22 protein-coding genes are annotated in these 25,324 nt (G+C 64.4%); 2 read left to right on the top strand and 20 right to left on the bottom strand.

The genetic code is table 11. The features are described from left to right. Positions 1 to 8: 8 nt before the first annotated feature. The 16 genes from nuoK to metH form a co-directional block, all read right to left on the bottom strand. A complete protein-coding gene (nuoK, locus tag FZI91_RS13310; RefSeq protein WP_043077524.1) occupies positions 9 to 308 on the bottom strand; it encodes an NADH-quinone oxidoreductase subunit NuoK in 300 nt (99 codons plus the stop codon). Continuing rightward, positions 298 to 1,044 carry an NADH-quinone oxidoreductase subunit J gene (locus FZI91_RS13305; protein WP_203448853.1) on the bottom strand — a complete coding sequence of 249 codons (747 nt, stop codon included), beginning with the start codon at positions 1,042 to 1,044 and terminating at the stop codon, positions 298 to 300. The genes nuoK and FZI91_RS13305 overlap by 11 nt, the downstream gene beginning before the upstream one ends. Before the next feature lie 17 nt (positions 1,045 to 1,061). Further along, positions 1,062 to 1,592, bottom strand: coding sequence for an NADH-quinone oxidoreductase subunit NuoI (gene nuoI, locus FZI91_RS13300; protein ID WP_155939426.1), 531 nt, complete (start codon positions 1,590 to 1,592; stop codon positions 1,062 to 1,064). Next, a complete protein-coding gene (gene nuoH, locus FZI91_RS13295) occupies positions 1,585 to 2,853 on the bottom strand; it encodes an NADH-quinone oxidoreductase subunit NuoH (RefSeq protein ID WP_155939425.1) in 1,269 nt (422 codons plus the stop codon). The genes nuoI and nuoH overlap by 8 nt, the downstream gene beginning before the upstream one ends. Further along, positions 2,850 to 5,234 carry an NADH-quinone oxidoreductase subunit G gene (locus tag FZI91_RS13290; protein WP_155939424.1) on the bottom strand — a complete coding sequence of 795 codons (2,385 nt, stop codon included), beginning with the start codon at positions 5,232 to 5,234 and terminating at the stop codon, positions 2,850 to 2,852. The genes nuoH and FZI91_RS13290 overlap by 4 nt, the downstream gene beginning before the upstream one ends. Further along, positions 5,231 to 6,544 carry an NADH-quinone oxidoreductase subunit NuoF gene (gene nuoF, locus FZI91_RS23970; protein ID WP_162526390.1) on the bottom strand — a complete coding sequence of 438 codons (1,314 nt, stop codon included), beginning with the start codon at positions 6,542 to 6,544 and terminating at the stop codon, positions 5,231 to 5,233. The genes FZI91_RS13290 and nuoF overlap by 4 nt, the downstream gene beginning before the upstream one ends. Beyond that, on the bottom strand, positions 6,541 to 7,284 hold the full coding sequence (nuoE, locus tag FZI91_RS23965) for an NADH-quinone oxidoreductase subunit NuoE (protein ID WP_162526389.1): 744 nt from the start codon (positions 7,282 to 7,284) through the stop codon (positions 6,541 to 6,543). Before nuoE ends, nuoF begins: the two co-directional genes overlap by 4 nt. Next, entirely contained in the window at positions 7,284 to 8,555 is a 1,272-nt protein-coding gene (gene nuoD / locus FZI91_RS13280; protein ID WP_375234379.1) for an NADH dehydrogenase (quinone) subunit D, read from the bottom strand. Before nuoD ends, nuoE begins: the two co-directional genes overlap by 1 nt. Before the next feature lie 26 nt (positions 8,556 to 8,581). Then, positions 8,582 to 9,229 carry an NADH-quinone oxidoreductase subunit C gene (locus FZI91_RS13275; protein WP_309224161.1) on the bottom strand — a complete coding sequence of 216 codons (648 nt, stop codon included), beginning with the start codon at positions 9,227 to 9,229 and terminating at the stop codon, positions 8,582 to 8,584. Between the two features lie 35 nt (positions 9,230 to 9,264). Further along, positions 9,265 to 9,819 (bottom strand): NADH-quinone oxidoreductase subunit B family protein, encoded by a 555-nt coding sequence (locus FZI91_RS13270; RefSeq protein WP_155939568.1) that lies wholly within the window; start codon positions 9,817 to 9,819, stop codon positions 9,265 to 9,267. Between the two features lie 71 nt (positions 9,820 to 9,890). Continuing rightward, the gene (locus tag FZI91_RS13265) at positions 9,891 to 10,277 is read right to left on the bottom strand and encodes an NADH-quinone oxidoreductase subunit A (protein WP_162526387.1); all 387 of its coding nucleotides are present in this window, start codon (positions 10,275 to 10,277) and stop codon (positions 9,891 to 9,893) included. A 209-nt stretch (positions 10,278 to 10,486) separates the two neighbouring features. After that, on the bottom strand, positions 10,487 to 10,894 hold the full coding sequence (locus tag FZI91_RS13260) for a hypothetical protein (protein ID WP_155939422.1): 408 nt from the start codon (positions 10,892 to 10,894) through the stop codon (positions 10,487 to 10,489). A 56-nt stretch (positions 10,895 to 10,950) separates the two neighbouring features. Continuing rightward, on the bottom strand, positions 10,951 to 11,832 hold the full coding sequence (gene hisG / locus FZI91_RS13255) for an ATP phosphoribosyltransferase (protein WP_155939421.1): 882 nt from the start codon (positions 11,830 to 11,832) through the stop codon (positions 10,951 to 10,953). A gap of 1 nt (position 11,833) precedes the next feature. Then, positions 11,834 to 12,115 carry a phosphoribosyl-ATP diphosphatase gene (locus FZI91_RS13250; protein WP_155939420.1) on the bottom strand — a complete coding sequence of 94 codons (282 nt, stop codon included), beginning with the start codon at positions 12,113 to 12,115 and terminating at the stop codon, positions 11,834 to 11,836. A 16-nt stretch (positions 12,116 to 12,131) separates the two neighbouring features. Further along, positions 12,132 to 12,815, bottom strand: coding sequence for an HAD family phosphatase (locus FZI91_RS13245; RefSeq protein ID WP_155939419.1), 684 nt, complete (start codon positions 12,813 to 12,815; stop codon positions 12,132 to 12,134). Between the two features lie 46 nt (positions 12,816 to 12,861). Beyond that, positions 12,862 to 16,566: a methionine synthase gene (gene metH / locus FZI91_RS13240; protein WP_309224160.1), complete on the bottom strand. Its 3,705-nt coding sequence runs from the start codon at positions 16,564 to 16,566 to the stop codon at positions 12,862 to 12,864. Between the two features lie 378 nt (positions 16,567 to 16,944). Here metH and FZI91_RS13235 point away from each other — a divergent pair, with 378 nt between their 5' ends. Continuing rightward, positions 16,945 to 17,826, top strand: coding sequence for a PAC2 family protein (locus FZI91_RS13235; protein ID WP_162526386.1), 882 nt, complete (start codon positions 16,945 to 16,947; stop codon positions 17,824 to 17,826). Between the two features lie 3 nt (positions 17,827 to 17,829). Here the strand turns inward: FZI91_RS13235 and FZI91_RS24335 are convergent, their stop codons facing one another. The 3 genes from FZI91_RS24335 to FZI91_RS13220 are packed head-to-tail and all read right to left on the bottom strand — an operon-like array spanning position 17,830 to position 20,143. Then, positions 17,830 to 18,408 (bottom strand): Mce protein, encoded by a 579-nt coding sequence (locus tag FZI91_RS24335; protein ID WP_162526385.1) that lies wholly within the window; start codon positions 18,406 to 18,408, stop codon positions 17,830 to 17,832. Further along, a complete protein-coding gene (locus FZI91_RS13225; protein ID WP_155939416.1) occupies positions 18,405 to 18,992 on the bottom strand; it encodes a hypothetical protein in 588 nt (195 codons plus the stop codon). The genes FZI91_RS24335 and FZI91_RS13225 overlap by 4 nt, the downstream gene beginning before the upstream one ends. Continuing rightward, positions 18,989 to 20,143 (bottom strand): alpha-hydroxy-acid oxidizing protein, encoded by a 1,155-nt coding sequence (locus tag FZI91_RS13220; protein WP_155939565.1) that lies wholly within the window; start codon positions 20,141 to 20,143, stop codon positions 18,989 to 18,991. The genes FZI91_RS13225 and FZI91_RS13220 overlap by 4 nt, the downstream gene beginning before the upstream one ends. Positions 20,144 to 20,416: 273 nt before the next feature. Here FZI91_RS13220 and FZI91_RS13215 point away from each other — a divergent pair, with 273 nt between their 5' ends. Then, positions 20,417 to 21,802: a SagB family peptide dehydrogenase gene (locus FZI91_RS13215; RefSeq protein WP_155939415.1), complete on the top strand. Its 1,386-nt coding sequence runs from the start codon at positions 20,417 to 20,419 to the stop codon at positions 21,800 to 21,802. Positions 21,803 to 21,809: 7 nt separating this feature from the next. On the opposite strand, the gene FZI91_RS13210 is transcribed toward FZI91_RS13215, so the two are convergent. Further along, positions 21,810 to 25,310, bottom strand: coding sequence for a non-ribosomal peptide synthetase (locus FZI91_RS13210; protein WP_155939414.1), 3,501 nt, complete (start codon positions 25,308 to 25,310; stop codon positions 21,810 to 21,812). Positions 25,311 to 25,324: the final 14 nt, after the last annotated feature.

The raw sequence follows: 25,324 nt of genomic DNA, 5'->3' as shown, positions 1-25,324 counted from the left end.
TACTCCCCCTAGAACTTCAAGAGATCGGCGTCATCGACCGAGGCCGACCTACGGGTCCGAAATATGGTCATGATGATCCCCAGCCCCACCACCACTTCGGTGGCCGCGACCACCATGGTGAAGAAGGCGATGACCTGACCGTCTAGGTTTCCGTGCATGCGAGCGAAGGTGACGAAGGCTAGATTGGCCGCATTGAGCATGAGTTCGACACTCATGAAGACCACGATCGCGTTGCGGCGCAACATCACCCCGGCGGCGCCGATCGTGAAGATGAGCGCGGCCAGATAGAGATAGTTGTCAGGATTCACGCCGGCTCACCTCTACCTCTATATCCCGTGGGGTAAGCACACCACTGACTGACAACTCCGAGAACGAACCGTCCGGGAGCAGCGCCGGAACATCCACCGCGTTATGCCGCGCGTACACACCGGGATTCGGCAGTGGCGTGGCCCGCTCTCCATGTTGGAAGCGCCGGATGACCAACTCACGCTGCCCGCCGGTATGCCCCAGCTTTTCCCGGTGCGCCAGTACCATCGCCCCGATGGTCGCCGTGATCAGCAGGGCGCCGGTCAGCTCGAATGCCCACAGGTAGTCGATGAAGATCCGCTCGGCTAGACCCTCGACATTTCCGCGACTGTTCACCTGGTCAAGACCGACGAACGCTGTGGTGGAGGCGCTTCCGATGCCGGCGACGGCCAGGATGCCAAATCCCAGGCCAGCCGCGATGGCACCCACGCGCTGGCCCGGCAGGGTCTCCACCAGCGAGTCCGAGGAATCCACGCCGACGAACATCAGCACAAACAGGAACAGCATCATGACCGCGCCGGTGTACACCACCACCTGGGCGACGCCGAGGAACAGTGCCCCCTGCGCGACGAAGAACACCGCAAGAATGATCATCGTCATGGCGAGGAAAATCGCCGAGTACACCGCCTTGGGAGCGGCGATCACGCCCAGGGCGCCGAGCACGGCAATGGCGCCAAGCACCCAGAAGGTCACTCCTTCCCACGTCGGCGTGCGGGACAGTCCTTCGGCCACAAGCAATGTCATGTGCTGCGCGCTCACTTGACGTCACCCTTCGGCACATTGCCCAGGTAATAGTCGGTGTCGGTGGCGCCCGGATACATTGCGTGCGGCGGCAGCGCCATTCCCGGCTGCAGGGGCGCCAGCAGCTTGTCCTTGCCGTAGATGAGGTCGGCCCGGTTGTCATCGGCCATCTCGTAGTCGTTGGTCATCGTGAGGGCGCGAGTTGGGCACGCCTCGATGCACAGTCCACAGCCGATGCACCGCAGATAGTTGATCTGGTAAACCCTGCCGTAGCGTTCGCCGGGCGAGAAGCGTTCCTCTTCCGAATTATCTGCGCCCTCAACGAATATCGCGTCAGCCGGGCACGCCCAGGCACACAGCTCACAGCCGATGCACTTCTCGAGCCCGTCGTCGTACCGGTTGAGTTGATGACGCCCGTGGTAGCGGGGCGCGGTGGGCTGCTTCTTCTCCGGGTACTGCTCGGTGAGCCGTTTCTTGAACATCGACGAGAAAGTCACCCAGAACCCCGCGAGGCCATCGACCGAACGTCGCAGCAGATCAGGCATGTGCGTCCTCCTTGGAGGTCGGGGTGGGGTTTGTATCGACGCGCTGACCGGGTAGCGGTGGCACCGGAAAACCACCAGCCATGGGGTCGAAGCTGGTAGACAACACGGATCTTGGCGGTTCGGTACGGCGAGATAGCACGCCGACCAGCGCGATGCTGCCGACCGATACGACAAGCCCGGTGATACCGAGGATTATCGACGGATTTCCGAATCCGTAGAGCGCCATGGCCTGTACGACACCAACGACAACGATCCACACCAGCGCCACCGGGATGAGTACCTCCCAACCAAGTCGCATGAACTGGTCATAGCGCAGCCGTGGCAGCGTGGCGCGCAGCCACATGAACAGGAACAAGAAGCCCCAGACCTTGGCCACGAACCACAGCACGCCGAGCCATCCGTCGTTCGCACCGTCGATCATGCTCAGCGGCCAGGGTGCGTGCCAGCCCCCCAGGAACATGGTGGCGGCCAGCCCGGAAACCGTTGCCATGTTGATGTACTCGGCGAGCATGAACATCGCGAAACGCAGGGAGGAGTACTCGGTGTGAAAGCCCCCAACCAGCTCGCCCTCGGCCTCGGGCAGATCGAATGGCGCCCGGTTGGTCTCGCCGACCATCGCAGTGACGTACACAAGGAAGGACGGGAGCAGTAGGAAGACGTACCAGCGTCCCGCCTGAGCCGCGACGATCCCCGAAGTCGACATCGTTCCGGCAAGCAGGAACACCGCCGCGAAGGTCAGGCCCATCGCGATCTCGTAGGAAATTACCTGCGCCGATGATCTCAATCCGCCCAGCAGCGGGTAGGTGGAACCGGATGCCCAGCCTCCCAACACAATCCCGTACACGCCCACCGAGGTGACCGCTAGCACGAACAGAATTGCCACCGGCAGGTCGGTGAGCTGCAGAGGCGTCCGGTGGCCGAACACCGAGACCACGGGGCCGAAGGGGATGACCGCGTACGCGACGATTGCCGGCACTACCGAGATGATCGGCGCCAGGAGGTAAATCGGCTTATCGACTCCGGCCGGGGTTAGTCCTTCCTTGAGGGCAAGTTTCACACCGTCGGCCAGACTCTGCAGCAGCCCGAACGGGCCCACTCGGTTGGGGCCGATCCGACGCTGCATCCAGGCCAGCACCTTGCGCTCCGCCAGGATGGCAACAAGCACTGTGAGCACCAGAAATGCGAATACCGCAACGCATTTGACGAGAACGAGCCACAACGGGTCGATCCCGAACTGAGATAGGTCCGTCTTACCGGTCATCGCGCCACCTCGATGCGTACGACGGCCCCCAGCGCCGGACCCAACTGCTGGTGCACCTCCGACCCCGCCGAGCGCATGGGCGCCCACACCACTCTGTCGGGCATCTCGGTAACCCGTAGCGGCAAGGTAATCGACCCGCGGATCGACTCCGACATGCTGCGCACGGTCACCGATTCGCCGTCGGAAGCGCCGATTTCATTGGCTGTTGCCTCCGAGAGCCGGACCTCGGCCCGATGCGCGGTACCGGCGAGAAACTGCTCGCCGTCCTGCAACCGACCGGCATCCAGCAGCAGCCGCCATGACGCCAGCACCGCCTCGCCGGCATCCGGCTGAGGCCGCGCCGTCGCACGCACCGCGCCCGGCGCCTCCCGCGGTCCCTCCCACGGGCCGATGTCTGCGAGCTCGGCGAGCGCATCAGTCCCGCGCGCCAGGCCTATCGGTCGGTCCATCCGCTGGGCTAGTGCGGCCAGCACCCGCAGATCATCCAGCGCGTCGCTGCCTTCCAGAGTGGTCTCGAACGGCCGCAACCTGCCCTCCCAGTTCAGGAAGCTGCCAGACTTTTCCGCCACCGCCGCGACCGGAAGCACCACATCGGCGAGCTCGGTCACCGCGCCATGGCGCATCTCAAGGCTCACCACGAACGCTGCCGAGAGAGCCGCAACCGCTGCGGCCGGATAGGGAAGATCCGCGAGTTCGACGCCACCGACAAGAAAAGCCCCGAGCCCGCTACCGGGATCCAACATGGCGGTCGCGTCGAGCCCCGGCGTATCGGGTAGTGCTATCACACCCCACTTTTCGGCGATCTGCCGTCGTGCCGCGCTGTCGGATACCGGGTGCGCGCCCGGCAGGATCCTGGGCAGTGCTCCAGATTCCAGCGCCCCGCGTTCGCCGGCCCGGCGTGGAATCCACACCAGTGTTGCCCCCGTCCTGCCGGCCAGCTGTACCGCCGCTGACAAGGCGCCTGGTACCGATGCCAGCCGTTCCCCCACCATGATCACCGCTCCGGGCTGCCGCAGCGGCTCCGAATTGGACAGGCCGGCGATGGTTTCCGGTTCCGTTCCCGGGATAGCGGCAATGACGTCGGCCGAGAGCTTGGACGAACCCCGACTGCTGAACGGCGCGATAGTCAACACCTTCAGTCCCCGTTTGCGGACCCCCTTACGCAGCCGCAGGAAGACGATGGGCGATTCCTCTTCCGGTTCGAATCCGGCCAGCAGGACCGCAGGCGCCGCCTCCAGGGCCGCGTATGTTTGCGTCATCCCGTGCCCGGCCACCGCGGAGCCGAGGAAGGCGGCCTCCTCGGCGCTATGGGCGCGAGCCCGGAAGTCGATGTTGTTGGTGCCCAGCACCATGCGAGCGAACTTCACGTAGGCATAGGAATCCTCGACGGTGAGTCGGCCACCCGTGAGCACCCCGGCGTTGGTGCCCGCATCGGCCAAACCCTTTGCGGCAGTTTCCAAAGCCTGCGGCCACGACACCGGCACCAGATTCCCGGACTCGTCGCGGACCATCGGGGTGGTGATCCGGTCCCCGGCCGTAGCGTATGTGAACGCCCAGCGCCCCTTATCGCAATTCCATTCCTCATTGACTTCCGGATCGTCACCGGCCAGCCGGCGCAGCACCTTCCCCCGCCGATGGTCGGTGCGCTGCGCACATCCACTGGCACAATGCTCACAAACGCTGGGAGAGGACACCAGATCAAATGGGCGGGCGCGGAACCGGTATGCGGCGCCGGTAAGCGCACCAACCGGGCAGATCTGCACGGTGTTGCCGGAAAAATAGGACTCGAAGGGCTCGTCGTCGGCGATGCCGACCTGTTGCAGCGCACCGCGTTCCAGCAGCTCGATGAACGGATCCCCGGCCACCTGCTGGGAGAACCGAGTGCATCGAGCACACAGCACGCAGCGTTCTCTGTCGAGCAACACCTCGGTGGACAACGGAACCGGCTTGGGGAAAGTCCGTTTGGCCTCGGTAAAGCGGGTTTCGGCGCGCCCGCTCGACATGGCCTGGTTCTGCAACGGGCATTCCCCGCCCTTATCGCAGACCGGACAATCCAGCGGATGGTTGATGAGCAGCAGTTCCATCACACCGCTTTGCGCCTTCTGCGCGGCCTCGGACGTCACCTGAGTGTGGACAACCATTTCGTCGGCGACGGTGGTAGTGCACGCGGCCAACGGTTTACGCTGCCCCTCCACCTCCACGAGGCATTGGCGGCATGCGCCCACCGGCTCAAGAAGCGGGTGATCGCAGAACCTGGGGATCTGTACACCGATGAGTTCGGCGGCGCGAATCACCAACGTGCCCTTGGGTACCGAGATGCTGGTCCCGTCAATGTTGACGGTGACCAGGCCTGTATTCGTGGCCGGCTCTATGGCAGTCATCGGCTCCCTTCCCCGAATGCGGTGCTGGCGACCGGATCGAACGGGCACCCGTTTTCCAGGTGCGCCTCGTACTCGGCGCGGAAGTATTTGAGAGAGGACATGATCGGGCTCGCCGCGCCGTCGCCGAGAGCGCAGAACGACTTACCCAGCACGATGTCCGAAATATCGAGAAGTTTGTCCAGGTCTTCGGCCGCACCCTCGCCGGCCTCCAGCCGCTCCAGGATGCGTACCAGCCAATAGGTGCCCTCGCGGCACGGCGTGCACTTCCCACAGGACTCGTGCGCGTAGAACTCGGTCCATCGCAGCACCGCGCGCACCACGCAGGTGGTGTCGTCAAAGATCTGTAATGCCTTGGTGCCCAGCATTGATCCGGCAGCACTGACGCCCTCGTAGTCCAGGGGTACATCCAGATGCTCGGTGGTGAACAACGGTGTCGACGAGCCGCCGGGCGTCCAAAACTTGAGTCCATGCCCGTCCCGCACTCCCCCGGCCAGCTCCAGGAGCTGGCGCAGAGTGACCCCCAGCGGAGCCTCGTACTGACCGGGCGTACGCACATGCCCCGATAGCGAATACAGCGTGAATCCCGGCGACTTCTCCGACCCCATCGTCCGGAACCAGTCGACCCCGCGCCGCAGGATGACCGGGACGCTGGCGATGGACTCGACGTTGTTGACGACCGTCGGACTGGCATAAAGCCCGGCGACAGCGGGGAACGGGGGACGCAGCCGCGGCTGTCCGCGCCGTCCCTCCAACGAATCCAGCAGCGCGGTCTCTTCACCACAGATGTATGCGCCCGCACCTGCGTGCACCACCAGTTCCAGGTCGAAGCCACTGTCAAGGATGTTGCGACCGAGATATCCGGCCTCGTAAGCCTGCGCCACCGCAGTCTGCAATCGCCTGATCACCGAAACAACTTCGCCGCGCACATAGATAAACGCGTGCGAGGCGCGGATTGCGTAGGCAGCGATGACGATTCCCTCGACGAGAGTATGCGGTGTCGCCAACATCAACGGAATGTCTTTGCAGGTACCGGGTTCGGACTCATCGGCGTTCACCACCAGGTAATGCGGCTTGCCCCCGGCTTCACCGCCCTGCGGGATGAAAGACCACTTGGTACCCGTCGGGAATCCGGCGCCGCCGCGACCACGCAGACCCGAGTCCTTGACCAACGCGATGACCGCGTCGGGTTCCATGCCGAGCGCGCTGCGCAGTCCCTGATAGCCGTCGTGGCGCAGATATCCATCGAGCGTCCAGGAGTCGGCCTCGTCCCAATGCTCCGAGAGAACCGGGGTAAGGATCGTGGACGTCACGGCGCGATCCCCTCTGCCATCCCCTTCACATCGCGCTGAACGTCCCGGGCCAGCCGCAGGCCCGCCAGGGTCGGACCGCCCGCCTCGGCGGCGGCCACCGCGTCGGGACGCTCGTCGGCGAATCCGGCCAAGATCCTGGCGGTCTCCTTGAAAGTGCACGGCGGCGCACCGCGGCGGGGTACGGGAATTCGACCGCCCCGCAGCCCATCAACGAGATCAGCTGTCGTGTCCGGGGTTTGGTTATCAAAGAACTCCCAGTTGACCATCACGACCGGGGCGTAGTCACAGGCAGCGTTGCATTCGACATGCTCAAGGGTGACCTTGCCGTCTTCGGTGGTAGCGCCGGGCCGAATGCCCAGCTCGTCCACCAGCCGGGCCAGGATCGCGTCACCGCCCAGCACCGCGCACAGAGTGTTGGTGCAGACACCGACGAGATAATCCCCGGTCGGGCCGCGCCGATACATCGAGTAGAAGCTCGCCACCGCGGTGACCTCCGCGGACGTCAATCCCACTTGCCCGGCACAGAATTCGATGCCTGCCATGGTGACGTATCCGTCCTCGGACTGCACCAAGTGCAGCAACGGCAGCAACGCCGACCGGCGGCTCGGATACCGATCGAGAATCACCTTGGCATCGATGGCCAGCCGCGAAACCGCCTCCGGCGGATAGCTCTTGCGGCCTGCGAACCTACCTGCGTCCTCCGGCGGACGGCTCCCCAACTCCAGAAATACATCACTCATTATCGGTCCACCCCGCCCATCACCGGATCGATGCTCGCCACCGCGGCGATCAGATCGGCCACCATCCCGCCCTCGCACATCGCCGAGACCGACTGCAGATTCGTAAAGGAGGGATCGCGGAAATGTACACGGTAGGGCCGGGTTCCGCCGTCGCTGACCATGTGCACGCCAAGCTCGCCCCGGGGCGATTCGACCGCGACGTACACCTGCCCGGCCGGCACTCGTATTCCCTCGGTCACCAGTTTGAAGTGATGGATCAGGCCCTCCATCGAGGTCCCCATGATTTTGGCTATGTGTTTGGGCGAGTTACCCAAACCATCAGGCCCCGAGGCGAGGTCGGCGGGCCACGCGATCTTCTTGTCGTCGACCATGACCGGTCCCGGCCGCAGCCGATCTAGACACTGCTGGGCAATCTTGATGGACTCGTGCATCTCCTTGACCCGGATCAGGTAGCGGCCATAGGAGTCGCAGTCCTCGTGCGTGATCACGTCAAAGTCATAAGAGTCGTACCCGCAATATGGCTGCGCGCGGCGCAGGTCGTGCGCCAGGCCGGTCGCGCGCAGTACCGGGCCGGTGATGCCCAGGGCCATGCATCCGGTGAGGTCCAAGTAGCCGATGCCCCGAGTGCGCGCCTTCCAGATGTAGTTCTCGTTCAACAGGTTTTCCATATCGCGCAACCTGCCGGGCAGAATGTTCAGCAGATCCTGCACCTCCTGTTCGGCGCCATCGGGCAAATCTTGCGCAAGCCCACCGGGCCTGACGTACGCGTGGTTCATGCGGAGTCCGGTGATCGCCTCGAAGACCTTGAGGATCATTTCGCGTTCACGGAACCCCAGGAACATCGCCGTCATCGCGCCGAGCTCCATACCGCCGGTAGCGAGCGCGACCAGATGCGAGGAGATGCGGTTGAGCTCCATCAGTAGTACCCGAATCACGGTGGCGCGCTCCGGGATTTCGTCGCTGACATCCAGTAACTTCTCCACACCCAGGCAGTAGGCGGTCTCGTTGAAGAACGGTGACAGATAGTCCATCCGGGTGACAAAAGTGACGCCCTGAGTCCAGTTTCGGTACTCCAGATTCTTCTCGATACCGGTGTGCAGGTAGCCGATCCCGCAGCGCACGTCAGTGACCGTCTCCCCTTCGATCTCCAGGATCAGACGCAGCACGCCGTGCGTCGACGGATGCTGGGGACCCATGTTGACAATGATCCGCTCATCGGTGGCTTGCGCTGCGGCAGTGACGATATCGTCCCAGTCCTGACCACCGGCCATGAGATGGGTTTCGGATCCTGCTGTCATTAGTTGTAGGACCTCCGCTGATCGGGTGGCGCGATGGTCGCACCGTGATACTCGACCGGAACGCCGCCGAGCGGATAGTCCTTGCGCTGAGGATGCCCTTCCCAATCGTCCGGCATCTCTATCCGAGTCAGCGCGGGGTGATCGTCGAAGACGATGCCGAAGAAGTCGTAAGTTTCCCGCTCGTGCCAATCGGTGGTCGGATACACGGCGTTCAACGAAGGAATATACGGATTATCTTCCGGCACAGACACTTCCAGCATGATACGGCGATTCCACGTGATCGACATGAGCGGGTAAACGGCGTGTAGTTCACGCGCGGTGTCCTCGGGATAGTGCACACCGCTGACACCGAGGCTGAGCTCGAAGCGCAGTTGCGGGTCGTCCCGCAGGGACTGGGCCACCTGGACTAGGTGTTCGGCCCGCACGTGGATCGTGAGCAGATCCCGGAAGACGACCACGCCCTCGATGGCATCGTCGAAGGTGACGTGTTCCTGGGCCGCGAGCACCGATTCCAGCCGGTCGACAACGTCATCGAAGTACCCGCCGTAGGGGCGGTTCGAGCTCGCGGGCAAGGAAATTGGCCGAACCAGCCCGCCGTATCCGGAGGTGTCGCCACTGCCCCTGACCCCGAAGAGGCCGCGCCGCACCCCGATGACCTCATTTGGCTTCTGCTCGTTACCCGTCACCGCAGCAGGCCCTTCATCTCGATGGTGGGTGTCGCCGCAAGTGCGGCTGCCTCCGTTTCACGGATGACTTCCTCGCGATTGACGCCGAGCGGCATCTGCCCAATTTTCTCGTGCAGCTTCAAGATCGCATGCAGCAGCATCTCCGGGCGCGGCGGACAGCCGGGAAGATAGATATCCACGGGGACAACATGATCGACACCCTGGAGGATGGCGTAGTTGTTGAACATGCCGCCCGATGACGCGCAGACGCCCATGGCGAGCACCCATTTCGGTTCAGCCATCTGGTCGTAGATCTGACGCAGCACCGGGGCCATTTTCTGGCTGACTCGTCCCGCCACGATCATGAGGTCGGCCTGCCGTGGTGTCGCCGAAAACCGCTCCATACCGAAGCGGGCGATATCGAACCGCGGGCCTGCCGTCGACATCATCTCGATGGCGCAGCAGGCCAGCCCAAAGGTGGCGGGCCACAACGAACCTTTGCGCACATACCCTGCCAGCGTCTCGACGGTGCTCAGCAGAAATCCGCTAGGCAGTTTTTCCTCAAGACCCATGACTCTCCCAACAGGTGTGCTCATTCGTGATGTTGCAAGGACTTACGCACCGCCCCACCTACGCACCGGGGCTAATCCCAGCTCAGGCCACCGCGCCTCCATTCGTACGCGTACGCCACCGACACATTGACGATGAACAGGGCCATGGCGAGCAGTCCGAACACTCCGAGGGCGTCGAAATGGACGGCCCACGGATACAAGAAGACGATCTCGATATCGAAGATGATGAACAACATCGCGGTGAGGTAGTACTTCACGGGCACCCGATGGCCGCCCGACGCCGCACCGTGATGATCACGGCCCATCGAGTGTGGAGTGGGCTCGATCCCGCATTCGTATGCCTCAAGCTTGGCCCGGTTGAACCGGCGGGGGCCCACGAACGACGAAATCCCAACGGAGAAAACGGCAAAGGCCACCGCAATGGCGCCAAGTACCAAGATCGGCACGTACGCATCCACGGCAGACCAGCCTCCCGAATAGATCTATCGGGTCCCTGTAGCTGGATCGGCAACACTGCCGCGTCATTGCTGTGTGTGGTCGAGGGCTGCCGACCAGTACAGATGTGACCTAACAAACACACTATCGGTTGGGGCGTGATCCATGCCACCGTTTGACGGTGTTTTGCGTAATTAAGTACCGGCGCCGCCGGGCATTGAAAGGTGCGAAGTCAGCGGCGCGATGCGGCGGCTGTACCGAGCAGTTCGATCACGACGGCAGTGAGCCGCATCGGGTCGATGGGCCGCGGCACCACCGCCTCGGCGCGAGACCAGTTCGCCAGCCAGTTGTCCTGTGGCCGACCGGTCAGGACCACGATCGGCGGCGGCGCGTCGACCTCGTCCTTGACCTGCTTGGCCACGCCCATCCCGCCGAAGGGAGTCGCTTCACCGTCCAGGATGGCCAGATCGATGCGCCGTTCTTCGGACGCGTCAGCGAGGCATTCGATGACCATGGGCCCGGTCGCTACCTCGATGAACTCCAATAGCGGCAGTGCGGTATCCGGCCGAGTGCCGATCCCCTGAATTACCTTGCGCCGGACCGTGATGTCATCGCTATAGACGAGGACGTGCAGCGCCATGCCGCCATGCTAGGCCGTTTCCTCCCGCGATGACCCGCCTTCTCGCAAAGAACTTGCTAGGCGCGGAAGAAGCGGACCTCGGAAGCCAGGATGGCCTTCGCGCCGATCGCAGCCAGCGCGTCCATGGTGGAGTTGACGTCCTTACGCGGAGCGAGTGCGCGCACGGCCACCCACGCCTCGTCGGCCAGCGGGGCGAGCGTCGGAGACTCAAGACCGGGCGTCACCTTGAGCGCCGCGTCGAGAACCTCGCGAGGGCAGTCGTAGTCGAGCATCAGGTACTGCTGGCCGAATACAACACCTTGGATGCGCGTGGTGAGTTGCATGCGAGCCGTTTCCGTTGCCGGATCGGCGTTCTCCCGCTCGATCAGCACAGCTTCCGAATCGCACAACGATTCCCCGAACGCCACCAACCCGTGCTGGCGCAAGGTACGGCCGGTGCCGACGATATCGGCGATCACATCGGCCACACCGAGCTGGATCGAAATCTCGACCGCTCCATCTAGCCGGATGACGTCAGCTTCGATCCCTTTGGTGGCCAGATCCTTTCGCACCAGGTTGGGGTATGCGGTGGCGATCCGTTTGCCCGCAATGTCGTAAATCGTCCAGTCCCGCTCTGCCGGCGCGGCGTAGCGGAAGGTCGAACCGCCAAATCCCAGCGCGAGCCGCTCGATCACCGGCGCATCGGAGTCCAGCATCAGATCACGACCGGTGATACCGAGATCAAGCTCGCCCGAGCCGACATAGATCGCTATGTCCTTGGGCCTCAAGAAGAAGAACTCGACGTCGTTCTGCGGATCGAGCACGGTCAGGTCCTTGGCGTCGCCCCGCCGCCGATAGCCCGCCTCCGACAGGATCTCCGATGCGGCCTCGCTGAGTGCCCCCTTGTTGGGGACGGCCACCCTCAAGGCCCTGTGCAGGGCTCCGTTTGCACCAGTCATGTCAGAGCTTCCGGTAGACGTCGTCGAGAGTCAGACCGCGGGCGATCAGCAGCACCTGTGCCCAATAGAGCAGCTGACTTACCTCTTCGGCCAGCGATTCGTCGCTCTCGTGCTCGGCGGCCAGCCATACTTCGCCTGCCTCTTCGAGCAGCTTCTTGCCCAGGGTGTGCACCCCCGCATCGAGGGCGGCGACGGTGCCGCTCCCCTCAGGCCGGGTCTTGGCGCGGTCACTGAGCTCAGCGAACAGCTCATCGAAGGTCTTCACGGGTGGCGATTGTGTCATGACCAGGCCCGGCGAGTCATATGGGTTTGCATGCGGTACCGGAAAAGACGTCGGCGTGGGTCAGCCGCAGATCGTCAGGCGACAGGCCCGACAACGAGGTGACATGCCTGCGCTGCACGCCGCCGGGCACCTCGACGTGGTTGGGTACCACCAGCACCGCACAGCCCGCGGCCTCCGCGGCGATCGCCCCGGTCACCGAGTCCTCGATGGCCAGGCAGTCTCTCGGGTCCACTCCCAGCAGCTCCGCGGCCCGCCGATACGGGTCGGGGGCGGGTTTGCCGTCGGCCACCTCGTCGCCGCACACTGACGCGGTAAACCATTGTGTACCAATGGTCTTAAGGGCCTGGTTGGTAAGCGACCTGATGGTGTTGGTGACCAGGGCCATGGGCACCTGCTCGGCAGCGAGCTGTACCAGCATGTCCTCGGCGCCGTCGCACCAGGTGAGTCCGGTCTCGAAGAGCTCAGATGTGTACTCGTGCAACCAATCGTTCTCGCTGGCCATCAGCACCGGATCGGGCTCGCGTCCCAATGCCTCGAACACCATCCGCATGGTGGCATCCGCCGCGCCACCGACGAGGGCGGTCCGCAGCTCCGTGGTCATCTCACCGCCCAGCCGTCGACACAGCTCGCGCATCGAGATGTCCCAGAGCTTCTCCGATTCGATGAGGGTGCCGTCCATGTCCCACAGCACCGCACGCATACGACCAATTCTGTCAGAGGTCGTCTGCTGCCGATGACCCTGGTGCTCAGTCCTCCGGGTTGTAGCCGAGGTTCGGGCCGAGCCAGCGCTCCGCTTCCTTCAGCGTCCAGCCCTTGCGCTTGGCGTAGTCGGCGACCTGATCCTGAGCCAACCGGCCGACCACGAAGTACTGCGACTGCGGGTGCGAGAAATACCAGCCGCTGACCGCGGCGCCGGGCCACATCGCCATCGATTCGGTCAGCTCGATGCCGGTCCGCTTCGTGACGTCCATCAGGTCGAACAGCGTCGCCTTCTCGGTATGCTCCGGGCAGGCCGGGTAACCGGGTGCCGGACGGATTCCCCGGTATTTCTCGCCGATGAGCGCCTCGTTGTCCAGCTGCTCGTCGGGTTGGAAACCCCAGAACTCCTTGCGGACCCGCTGGTGCATCCGCTCGGCGAAGGCCTCGGCCAGTCGGTCGGCGACCGACTCCAGCAGGATCGCGCTGTAGTCGTCCAGATCCGCCTTGAACTCCATGATCTTGTCCTGGCTGCCGAGCCCCGAAGTGACCGCGAAGGCGCCGATGTAGTCGGCCAGGCCAGTGTCCTTGGGCGCGATGTAGTCGCCCAGCGACCGGTTCGGGATGCCCTCGCGGTGCTCGCCCTGCTGGCGCACGTTGTGCAACGTGCTGAGCACCTCGGTGCGGGAGTCGTCGGTGTAGACCTCGATGTCTTCCATATTCGAGCCGACCGCATTCGCGGGGAAGAAGCCGATCACCCCGTTGGCCGTCAGCCATTTCTCCTTGATCAGGGTGTCAAGCATCTCCTGGGCGTCGTCATACAGCTTGCGCGCGGCCTCACCGGTCGCCGGGTTGTTGAGGATGTCGGGAAAACGACCTTTCATCTCCCAGGCGTTGAAGAACGGCTGCCAGTCGATGTACTCCCGCAACTCGGCGAGGTCGTAATTAAGGAACTCTCGGACCCCAATCCCCACGACGGGTACCGGCGGCGTGTATCCGTCCCACTCGACCGGTGTCCGGTTGGCTCGGGCCTTCTCCAGCGTCAGCGTCGGCCGCTCGTTCCTCTGCGCATGCCGTTCGCGAAGCGACGCGTAGTCCTTCTCGGTGGCCTCCAGTAGTCCTGGCCGCTGCTTGTCGTCGAGGAGTGCGGCGGCGACCGGCACCGAGCGGGACGCGTCCTTGACCCAGACCACCGGGCCCTTGCGACGCGGCGAAATCTTCACCGCTGTGTGGGCGCGCGAAGTGGTCGCGCCACCTATCAGCAGTGGGATCTCCAGACCTTCGCGTTCCATCTCGACGGCGAAGTTGGCCATCTCGTCCAGCGACGGGGTGATCAGGCCGGACAGCCCGATGATGTCGGCGTCGTGCTCCTTCGCCGCGTCCAGGATCTTCTGGGCGGGCACCATCACACCGAGGTCGATCACTTCGAAGTTGTTGCACTGCAGGACAACCCCGACGATGTTCTTGCCGATGTCGTGGACGTCGCCCTTCACCGTCGCCATGATGATGGTGCCGTTGGTGTCCTTCGAGGCTCGGACATCCCCCGTCGCTTCGCTCGCCCCGGCGGCGGCCGCGTACTCTTCCTTTTCTTTCTCGATGAACGGCAGCAGGTACGCGACGGCCTTCTTCATGACCCGCGCCGACTTCACCACCTGAGGCAGGAACATCTTGCCGGCGCCGAAGAGGTCACCGACGACGTTCATACCGTCCATCAGTGGACCTTCGATCACCTCGATCGGACGGCCGCCCGCCTCGGCGATCTCGGCGCGCAATTCCTCGGTGTCAGCGTCGACATGGGCATCGATTCCCTTGACCAGGGCGTGCGTAATCCGTTCGCGCACAGGAAGACTGCGCCATTGGGCCGCGACCGGGTCCTCGGCCTTGTCGCCCGAGCTGTTGAACCGTTCGGCGATCTCCAGGAGCCGTTCGGCCGCGTCCGCGCGACGGTTCAGGACGACGTCCTCGATCCTTTCTCGCAGGTCTGGGGCGATCGAGTCATACGGCACCAGCGCACCGGCGTTGACGATGCCCATATCCAGGCCGGCCTTGATGGCGTGGAACAGGAACACAGCGTGAATCGCCTCGCGGACGGGGTTGTTGCCGCGGAACGAGAACGACACGTTCGAGATACCGCCGGAGATATGCACCCCCGGCAGGTTCTCCTTGATCCAGGCACAGGCCTCGATGAAGTCGATCCCGTACGTCGCATGCTCCTCGATACCTGTCGCCAGCGCGAAGCAGTTGGGGTCGAAGATGATGTCCTCGGCCGGGAAGCCGACCTCTTCGGTCAAAATCCGGTAGGCGCGTCCGCAGATCTCCTTGCGCCGTTCCAGATTGTCGGCCTGGCCCTTCTCATCGAAGGCCATCACCACTACGGCGGCACCGTACTTGCGGCAAAGCCGTGCTTCGCGGATGAACTTCTCCTCGCCCTCCTTCATGGAGATCGAGTTGACGATCGGCTTGCCCTGCACGTTCTTCAAGCCGGCCTCGATGACCTCGAACTTGGAGGAGTCGATCATCACTGGAACACGGCTGATGTCCGGTTCGGCCGCGATCAGCTTGGTGAACCGGTCCATCGCGGCGACACCGTCGATCATGCCCTCGTCCATGTTGATGTCGATGACCTGCGCACCGACCTCGACCTGCTGCAGCGCCACTGAGATCGCGGTGTCGTAGTCCTCGGCCTTGATCAGGTTGCGGAACCGGGCCGAACCGGTGATGTTGGTGCGCTCACCGATGTTCACGAACAGCGAGTCTTCGGTGATGTTGAGGGGCTCCAGGCCGGACAGGCGAGTCGCGATGTCGATGCTCGGTACATCCCTTGGCTTCACACCCTCGACAACCTTGGCGATCTCCGCGATATGCGCAGGCGCGGTCCCGCAGCACCCTCCAACCAGATTGACCAGGCCAGCCTCGGCGAACTCGGCAAGGTAGCCGGCTTGGTGCTCAGGGGACTCGTCGTACTCGCCGAAGGCGTTGGGCAGACCTGCGTTCGGATAGCAAGAGACGAAGGTGTCGGCAAGGCGCGACATCTCGGCGATATAGGGCCGCATCTCCGGGGCCCCCAGGGCACAGTTAAGGCCCACCGCGACGGGCTTGGCGTGCCGGATCGCGTTCCAGAATGCCTCGGTGACCTGGCCGGACAACGTCCGCCCCGACGCGTCGGTGATAGTGCCCGAGATGATGATCGGCCAACGCCGCCCGCGCTGCTCAAACAGCGTCTCTACGGCGAACACCGCCGCCTTGGCGTTCAGCGAGTCGAAGATGGTCTCCACGAGGATGATGTCGGCACCGCCGTCGACCAGGCCGTCGGCCGCTTCGAGGTAGGCGGCGACCAGCTGGTCGTAGGAGACGTTGCGGGCTCCGGGATCGTTGACGTCAGGCGAAATCGACGCGGTCCGGGTGGTCGGCCCCAGCGCCCCAGCGACATAACGGGGCTTCGCAGGGGTGCTGTACTCGTCGGCAGCCGCCCGCGCCAGCGCGGCACCGGCATAGTTCAGCTCGTAGCTCAGCTTTTCCATACCGTAGTCGGAGAGCGACACCGCGTTCGCGTTGAACGTGTTGGTCTCGAGGATGTCCGCGCCTGCCTCAAGGTACTCACGGTGGATGCCCTCGATGATGTGCGGCTGCGTCAAAGTCAGCAGATCGTTGTTGCCGATGAGGTCGCTCGGCCAGTCGGCGAACCGTACGCCGCGGTATCCGGCCTCGTCGGGCCGATCGCGCTGGATCGCCGTACCCATCGCACCGTCGATCACCAGGATCCGCTGTTCGAGAGCAGTTGTCAGCGGGTCCGTGCAGTCGGGCCGGATATTCGGCTCGCCGACTTTTGGCTCAAGGGCGTTCACGCGCATTCCTTCCAGAGCGGAAGGCGTCCTTAACTCTGCCGAGCGTGGCGGTCACGGGTTGTGATCCGGAACCGTTGCAACGCCTCTCGACCAGATGGAGTCTACGTCGTCACCCAACAGTCGTGCGAACGACTAAACGTTGCGAACGCCCAGTTCGTCCTGCGGGGTGTCGTGCGGTTTACCAGGGCGGTCATATCAACCGGTCATGTCAACACTGTGACCCGGCTATCCAATCCATTCTCCGCCAGCCGCGGCTCGTCCCCGTCACGCGGGGCTTACGCTGACACCGTGACCCTGTCGGATATCCCCCAGAACGGGCTACCCGTGCTGCGCGACCCAGTGGTGGTTGCCGCTTTCGAGGGCTGGAATGACGCCGGCGATGCCGCCAGTGCCGCGCTGGAGCACCTGGACACCATCTGGCAGGCTACCCCGCTGATGAGCATCGACGACGAGGATTACTACGACTACCAGGTCAATCGTCCCATCGTCCGCTTGGTGGAGGGCGTAACCCGCGAGCTCGAGTGGCCGGGCATGCACATCTCCTACTGCTCGCCGCCCGGCTCGCAGCGCGATGTGGTCCTAATGCACGGTGCCGAACCGAACATGCGCTGGCGCACCTTCTGCAACCGCTTGCTAGCCATTGCGGACCGCCTCGAGGTATCGACCGTGGTGATCCTGGGCGCGCTGTTGGCCGACACCCCGCACACCCGGCCGGTGCCGGTGAGCGGGACCGCCTATTCCCCCGAAGCCGCCAAGTTCTTCGGCCTAGAAGAGACCCGGTATGAGGGCCCCACCGGAATCTCCGGGGTGTTCCAGGATGCCTGCGTGAACGCGGGCATTCCCGCCGTCGCGTTCTGGGCGGCCGTGCCGCACTACGTGTCACAGCCGCCCAATCCGAAGGCGACGGTGGCGCTGCTGCAACGTGTCGAGGACGTGCTCGACGTCGAGGTACCGCTCGGGGACCTGCCCGAGCAGGCCGAGGAGTGGGAGCAGGCGGTCACCGAAATGACCACAGAGGATGAAGAGATCGCCGAGTACGTGCAGTCGCTTGAGGAGCGCGGCGACGCCGAGGTGGATACGACAGAGATTCTCAGCAAGATCGACGGGGACGCCTTGGCTGCCGAGTTCGAGCGGTATCTGCGACGGCGTGGCCCTCGCTTCGGGGGCTAGTCCCTAGACGTATTGCAGCTTGCTCGCGAGCCACCGGCCCTCGACCAGTTCCATGGTCATCTTGAACCGGACCTTGTCCACGCGCGGAGCCCGCACCTGGTCGTTGGTAATGGACTGATCCACCGCGAGCAGGACTACCACCTTCTCCGGCTTGTCGAGACTGCTGAACTGCACGGCGGAAGTGATGACCTTGCCGCTCGCGACGGCATGGTTGTCGACCAGCAGTTGACGCAGCTGGATGCTGGCCTGCGTGAACTCCTTCTTGAGATCGCCGGTGGAGGCGTCCAGAACCTTGGCAAGGCCGTCATCGATAGTGCTCGAATCGATTGACGTCAACATGACGGCCACCGACTCGGCGGTTCCGCGCGCCTGCACGCGCAACTCGTCCATCCGACGATCGCGTTCGACGTCGGCATGTTCCTGAGCGGCCTTCTCGAGCTTTGCATCCACGATGGGACCCTCGTGGAGCAGCTTCCAACCCAGGAATCCACACGCACACAACACGACGATGGCAGCACCAATCAATATGCTGGCCACGATGATTCGCGCCTGACCCGTTCGATTCGGCGACTGTCCGGTCATAGGATCTCGACCTTGCTCGCCAGCCAGCGGTCGCCGACCTTCTCCATGGTGATGCTCACCCGACTTCTGTCCATCCGCCCGTCCGGCACCGCGGTGTTGCTCACGCTCTGATCGATGAAGAGCAGCACAGTCACCTTGTTCGCAGATTCAGACGCAATGGCGGAGTCGACGACGATGCCATGGGCCTTCGCCTTGTTGTCGACAATCGTCCGACGCAGTTGGTCAGTGCTCTTCGCATAGGTGTCCTTGAATTCGCCTGTCGAATTCTCCAGCGTGGCAGCGACATTTCGGTCGAAATCCACGTAGTCCAGGTTGATCATCAGCCCGGCGAAGGCCTTGGCCGCCTCGTGCGCCTGACCGCCCGTCGCACGCGCGTCGCGATCCTGCTCGAATTCGGTGTGCCACTGCGCCGAGGTCTGGGCCGCGTCCCGCTGCGCCGCAAGCTTCCACACCAGGAACCCGCACGCACACAACGCCATCACGGTGACCACGCCAGCCAGGACGATCGCCACGGCCGGCCAGCGACTCGGTCGGGGCGTCGTGTCCGGGTACAGAGTGGGCCCTTGGGGCCACTGCTGGGTCATGACACCCGCTGCACTGACAACTCGTCAAGTGACAGATAGCAATTGACCGCCATCGTCAGATCGGCCTCGGCGAGCAGCGACTGGAAGACGTGCTTGACTCCGTTGGTGCCGTCCAGCGCCAGCCCGTATACATACGGGCGCGCGATCCCCACCATGCTGGCGCCCAACGCAACGGCCCGCAGAATGTCGACGCCATCGCGGACCCCGGAGTCGAATGTCACCGGAACCGACCCGGCCGCTTCGACGGCCGCGGCCAGACCATCGATGGCGGGAATTCCTCCATTTGCTTGTCGCCCACCGTGATTGGAGTAGGCGATGGCGTCGACGCCGCGATCGACGGCCTCCCGTACGTCGCCGACATCGCAGATGCCCTTGAGGATGATCGGCAGCTTTGTCAGCTCGCGGTAGTGCTCGATATCCGCCCATGTCAGCCCCGGGTTGCTGAACAACGACGCCCACACCAGACCCGCATGCATCGGCGCCAGCTCCGCGGCCGAACGCACCCCGGCGATCTCCAGGAAACGCGGATCGGAGGTGTAGTTCGCAAGACAGTGCCCGTGCAACATCGGCAGATAACCGTGTTTCAGATCGCGGGGACGCCAGCCCAGCATGCCGGTGTCGAGGGTCACCGCGAGTGCGTCGAATCCCGCCGCCTCGGCACGCCGGACGAAGTTGTCGGTCAGCTCTTGATCCGATGACGGGTACAACTGAAAGACCCCGTACGAATCACCACGCTCTGCCGCGACCTCCTCCAGGGTGGCCGCCGAAAGTGTCGAATACATGGCGGGCAGGTCGAGCTCCCGGGCGGCGGTCGCGGTCAACAAATCGCCGCGATCGCGGACCGCGCCCAGCACGCCGACCGGGCAGATGAACGCCGGGCTGGGGAACTGACGCCCCAGGAACGACGTCGACATGTCCCGGGCAGTGCGGTCCCGCAACATCCGCGGCACCAGCCCGTAGCGGCGCAGCGCGGTGGCGTTCACGTCTTGAGTGTGTTCATCCCCGGCGCCGCCGCGCACGTAGCCGAAGATCCCCTCACCCAGCGCCTGTTCGGCACGGCTCTCCAGCTCGGCAAAGGTGAATGGAAGGGTAGACACCTTTCCGAGCGCACCCGCCGCATAGAACTGGAGCTGGTAATCGGCGAACGTCATCGAATACTCCTCGTCGGTACGCGTCGTCACTGGAAGTTGAGCGTACTGGGCACTTTCCGCTTCAGCCAGCACATTCCCCAAGGTGCACGCGGATGCTCGTTCGTCGGACCGCACATCGCGCCCACTGTGCGGGAATCTCACGCGCTGAGTCCGTTGTCAGCAACCCGACCCTCCAGCAAATGCGAACCCAGGTTAGGGGTACCTTACCGGGGTTCCTTATCATGGGCACGAACGCTGTTCGTCCGCGTTGCCACATCTTCCGGAAGGCTCCCGTTGTCCCCTCTCACCTATCCTGCCGGGACCCGGTTCGCCCTGCGCGAGGGCGCAACGTGCCTCGTCACGGCGGCGGGCGGGATCCTCCTGAACCCGCCGCGCAACGAGAAGCTCACCGGGCTCACCGGTCAGCAGCGGCGCGTGCTCAAGACGCTCAACACCGGCCCCGCGACACTCGCCGAACTCAGCGGCGACGCCGCCGGCGAGGACACCGAGACCCTCGTCACACGACTGCTCGAGGGCGGCTGGCTGTCGGTGACGGTCCGCGACGATAAGCATGACCTCTACGCCATCGAGTGCTTCGGAGTGCCCAGTCCCCGACCCACCACCGCCGTGCCGTCCACCGCCCACCTTTCGAAGTTCTCAGTGCTGCACCGTGATCCACGTGGGTATGTGCTTGAAAACCCGCTGAGCTGGTGCGATATCCGCATCCAGGATCTGCGCCTGCTCCCGCTTCTCGATGGGCCCGGACGCTCCGATGCCACCACCGGCCTGCCCGGCGATGTCGCGGCGCGCTTCCTGGCGGATCTGCGCTGGGCGGGATTCCTCGTCGCCAGCACCGATGACGAAAGCCACGAGTTCACCTCCATCAGCTGGAGCGCACCGGATCTGTGGTTCCACCGGCGCAGCACCCTGGGTGAGCGCACCATCACCTGGGACCGCTTCGGACCGACGAAGTGGGCCAAGGGCAAGTTCCCGCAGCCCGCGGCGCGTAGACCCGACTACCCGGGCAACCCCGTCGCGTTGCCCGCGCCGGACTTGGCGGCGCTTCGCGCCGGGGACCCGACCCTGACCGCGGTTATCGAGGACCGGATCTCTGTGCGTGCATTCGATGAAGCCAATCCTATTACTGTCCAACAGCTTTCCGAGCTCCTCTATCGCACGGCCCGCACCCGAAGCACGCGATCGGAAAGCGATGGCGAGGAACTCGTATCCCGCCCCTATCCATCGGGTGGCAGCGTGTACGAGCTCGAGTTGTACCCGGTAGTGCGCAATGTCGCCGGGCTCGCGTCCGGCATGTACCACTACGACTCCTTTGAGCATGTGCTGCGGCCCGTCGCCGAGGCGGACTCCACCGCCGTGAAGCAGCTTCTGAAGACCACATCGGCAACGCTGGAGGGCGGCGCCGAACCTCAGGTGCTGCTGGTGATGGCGGCCCGCGCGGGTCGGGTGATGTGGACCTACGAGCAGGTCGCCTACTCGGCCATCCTCAAGCACGTGGGGGTGCTCATGCAGACCATCTATCTGGCCGCCACGGCCATGGGTCTGGGTGCCTGCGCCCAGGGATTCGGTGACACCGCGGCGTTCACTGCCGCCGCTGCACTCCCCGAGCTGCAGGAGTGCAGCGTCGGCAGCATGGTGCTGGGTACGCCGGCACCCGCCTGATGCACCGCTAGCTGGTGCCGGCGAGGATCTCCTCGTCGGTCATCGCCGCGATCTCCAGATAGTGCCCCGCAATGACGGCCAGACGATCCGGCGTCCCCCGCTCGGCCTCGCGCTTCTGCAGTCTGTCGGCCAAACCGGCGATAGTGCGGGTCGCGAAGAAGTCACCGACGAGTGCGTGATCGACCTCGAGCCAGTCACGCACCCGGGCGATCACCGTCGTCGCCAGTACCGAGTCACCGCCCTGCGCGAAGAAATCGTCGTGCACCCCAATGGATTCCACGCCGAGCACACCCGACGCCAGATCGGCCAGGGCCGCGTCGAGATCGTGCCTCGGCGCGGAGTCGACGCTCCCGGTGCTCACCTGCTCCAACAGCGCGGCGACCGCTCGTCGGTCGACCTTTCCGTTGGACGTCAGCGGCACCTGATCGAGGAGCTCGACACGGGTCGGGATCATGTAGCTCGGGACCAGCTCACCCAGGAGCGCGAAGAAATCCACCGACTGATCCATCGAACCCGCAACCGCAGCAACCAAATTCGGTACATCGCCACCGACGATGGCGGCAACCGCATGGCGCACCCCCGGCACCAGCCGCAGCGCGCTCTCCACCTCGCCCAGCTCAACGCGGTACCCGCGGATCTTGACCTGATGGTCGGCGCGGCCTAGGAATTCCACCGTCCCATCCGGCCAGTACCTCGCCATGTCACCCGTGCGATACCAACGCAGCCCGTCGTGCTCGACGAAGCGTTCCGCGGTGCGTTCGGGGTCGTTGCGGTATCCGGAGGCCACACCGGCACCGCCGATCCACAGCTCCCCCGGCACCCAGTCCAGGCAATCACGACCCGCCGCGGAAACGACGCGGCACCGCACATTGCGCATCGGCACGCCGAAAGGAACTGTGGCCCAATGCTCGGGCGGATCGCCAACCACTTCGCAGAGCGTGCTGTGGATGGCGGCCTCGGTCGCCCCGCCGAGACCCGTGAAGCGGCAGCCCGGGACCTGTGCGGCAAGCCTGCGGGCCAAATCCGAACTCACCCAATCACCCCCGAGGATGACGGCACGCAGGGAATCTCCCAGTTCGCTCCCACCGATCTCCAAGATCATGTCGAGCAGGCCGGGCACACAGTTGATGATCGAAACCCGATGACGCCGTAGGAGTTCCACCCAGGTGGTGGCCTCGCCGCGCTGAGCGGTGTCCACGGCGACCACCGCGGCGCCCACCGAAAACATGCCGAAGATGTCGTACACCGACAGGTCGAACTCCAGCGCGGACAACCCGAGCGCACGGTCGGAAGACACCACCTCGAACTCGTCGTTCAGCGCGTCGATGGTGTTCATGGCGGCGGCGTGCGAGACGTCGACGCCCTTGGGGGTACCGGTGGATCCGGAGGTGAAGAGAACGTACGCGATCTGCGCGGCATCGGGCAGCACCGGTGCCGCGAGCGGTTCCGGGTGCCTGCGGGCGGTGTCGATCGGCAGATGGTCGACAGGCATGTCGGATCCATCGGTGGTGAGAGCCATGGTGATTCCACCGGTTTCGAGAATCGTGGCGCGGCGCTGGGCCGGCTGATCGAACCCAATGGGCACGTAGACGCCACCGGCGGCCAGCACGCCTAGCACGGCGAGAATTTGGTCGCGCCCCTTCGGCAGCTGCACGGCAACCGAATCGCCCGGGCGCACTCCGTGGGCTCGCAATGCCCCGGCCACCGCCAGAGCCTGGGCGGCGAGCTCGCCATAGGTCCACACGCCATCCTCACCGCCTGAGCCGTCGCCGAAGCCCCATAGCACTGCGGGCGCACCGCGGTGGGTGTTCGCGATGTCGAAGAAACCCTCATGCAGACGACGGCCCGTGACCCGTCCGTCCGTCGCGTTGACGACCCCGCGCACCTTCGCCTGATCCGCCGGAAGCCGCACCGCGGCCTCGGCATTCCAACCGGCATCGCCCGTGCACAACGCGGCCACCGCGTCCGTGTACCGGGTGAACATTGCCTCGACCATGCCCTGCGGGAAGGCCGATTCGCGCACATCCCAGTTCAACAGGAGTCCACCGCGCACCTCGGTGACCTGGGCGTCCAACAGCACCTGGGGACCCTGCGAAATGATCCACACCGGTTCGCCGAAGGTCTGCATCACCGAGTCGGCAAACAACTCCCCCAGATTTAGCGCACTCGTGTACACGATCGGCGCCAATACCGGTTCGCCGCGATGCCGGCCCAGATCGCGCAGCACGTTGAGCCCCGGATATGCCGAGTGCGCCCCACTCTCATACATGTTGCGCTGCAACGCCCGTGCCCTGTCTGCCACCGACATGTCGTGGGTGAGATCAACGTCGAGCATGATCGACGAGGTGAAATCACCAATCACTCGGTCGATATCGGGATGCACCGATTCACGGTGAAACAGCGGAACATTCAACAGGAATCGGCTCTGTGCCGACCAACCGCCGATGGTCTCCGCGAAGACGGCGGCCATCGCCATCGCGGGAGTGATGCCGCGCTGGTGAGCGGTAGCGAGCAGCTGCGCCTTGGCCTGTGGCTCTAGCCAGTAGTTGTACCGGACCGTACGGTGCGGATCTGTGCGCTCGCTGACCGGGACGACGGGCAGTTCCGGCGCTCCCGGCAGGTCGTCGAGGCGTTCCTGCCACCATTGCTTGTCGCGCTCCCGCGCCGACCCATCTTTCGCGGCCTGGGCGATTTCCTCCGTGCGGTACTGCCGGTAGGTGTACTGCGGCTCCGGTTGCGCGGCACCGTGATACAGCGCCGCCAGATCCGAGACCAGGATGCGGTAGCTCATCGCGTCGCCGGCGAGCATGTCGACATCCAGATGCAGCCGGCTGCTCTGCTCGTCGCGCAGGGTCAGCGTGACATCGAGCACCTGGCCATCCTCGATGGCGAGACGTTGATGCGTCTTGACTTCGCGTAGATCGGTCAGCGCCGTCTCGATCTCCGCCGCCGAACGACCACGCAGATCCACCACGCTGAACACGTCGCGGCCCGGCGCCGTCAGTGTCTGCTGGGTGCCGTCGGGCAGAAACTTGGTGCGCAGCATCGGATGTGCGCCCACCAGCTGATCGACCGCGCGCCGTAGCCTGTCGGGGTCGATTGCTCCACCGTCGAACTCGACGTACAGATGCGCAGCGACTCCGCCGAGCTCCTGATCCTCCGAACGCCCGATCCAATAGGCATGCTGCATGGTGGCCAGCGGGTACGGAGCCTCCGCCGCGTGGTCCGCAATATCCGTTGCGTTGGAGGCACTCTCGTCCCCGCTGTCGACAACCGAGTCGGTGCCGCTGCCGAGCAGCGAGTACCAGGAATCGACAGACGGCTCCGCGGCGAGCTGCGCAAAGGTGATGCCGCTACCGCGCTTTCGCCACCCGCCGGCCAGCGTCATCATCCTGATGGAGTCGAGCCCCAGCGTGATGAGGTCGTCACCGTCCGAGATCTCCTGCGGGGTAAGCCCGATGAGGTCGGCGACTGACGCCTTGATTTCGTCCCTGCTGATTGCATCCATCCGTAATGTCTTCC

Origin of the sequence: Mycobacteroides sp. CBMA 271 (assembly GCF_009729205.1) — a bacterium.
In the GTDB taxonomy this organism is placed as follows: Bacteria; Actinomycetota; Actinomycetes; order Mycobacteriales; family Mycobacteriaceae; genus Mycobacterium.
Note: the sequence above shows the minus strand (reverse complement) of the source record. Positions and strands in the feature narration are given on the sequence as shown.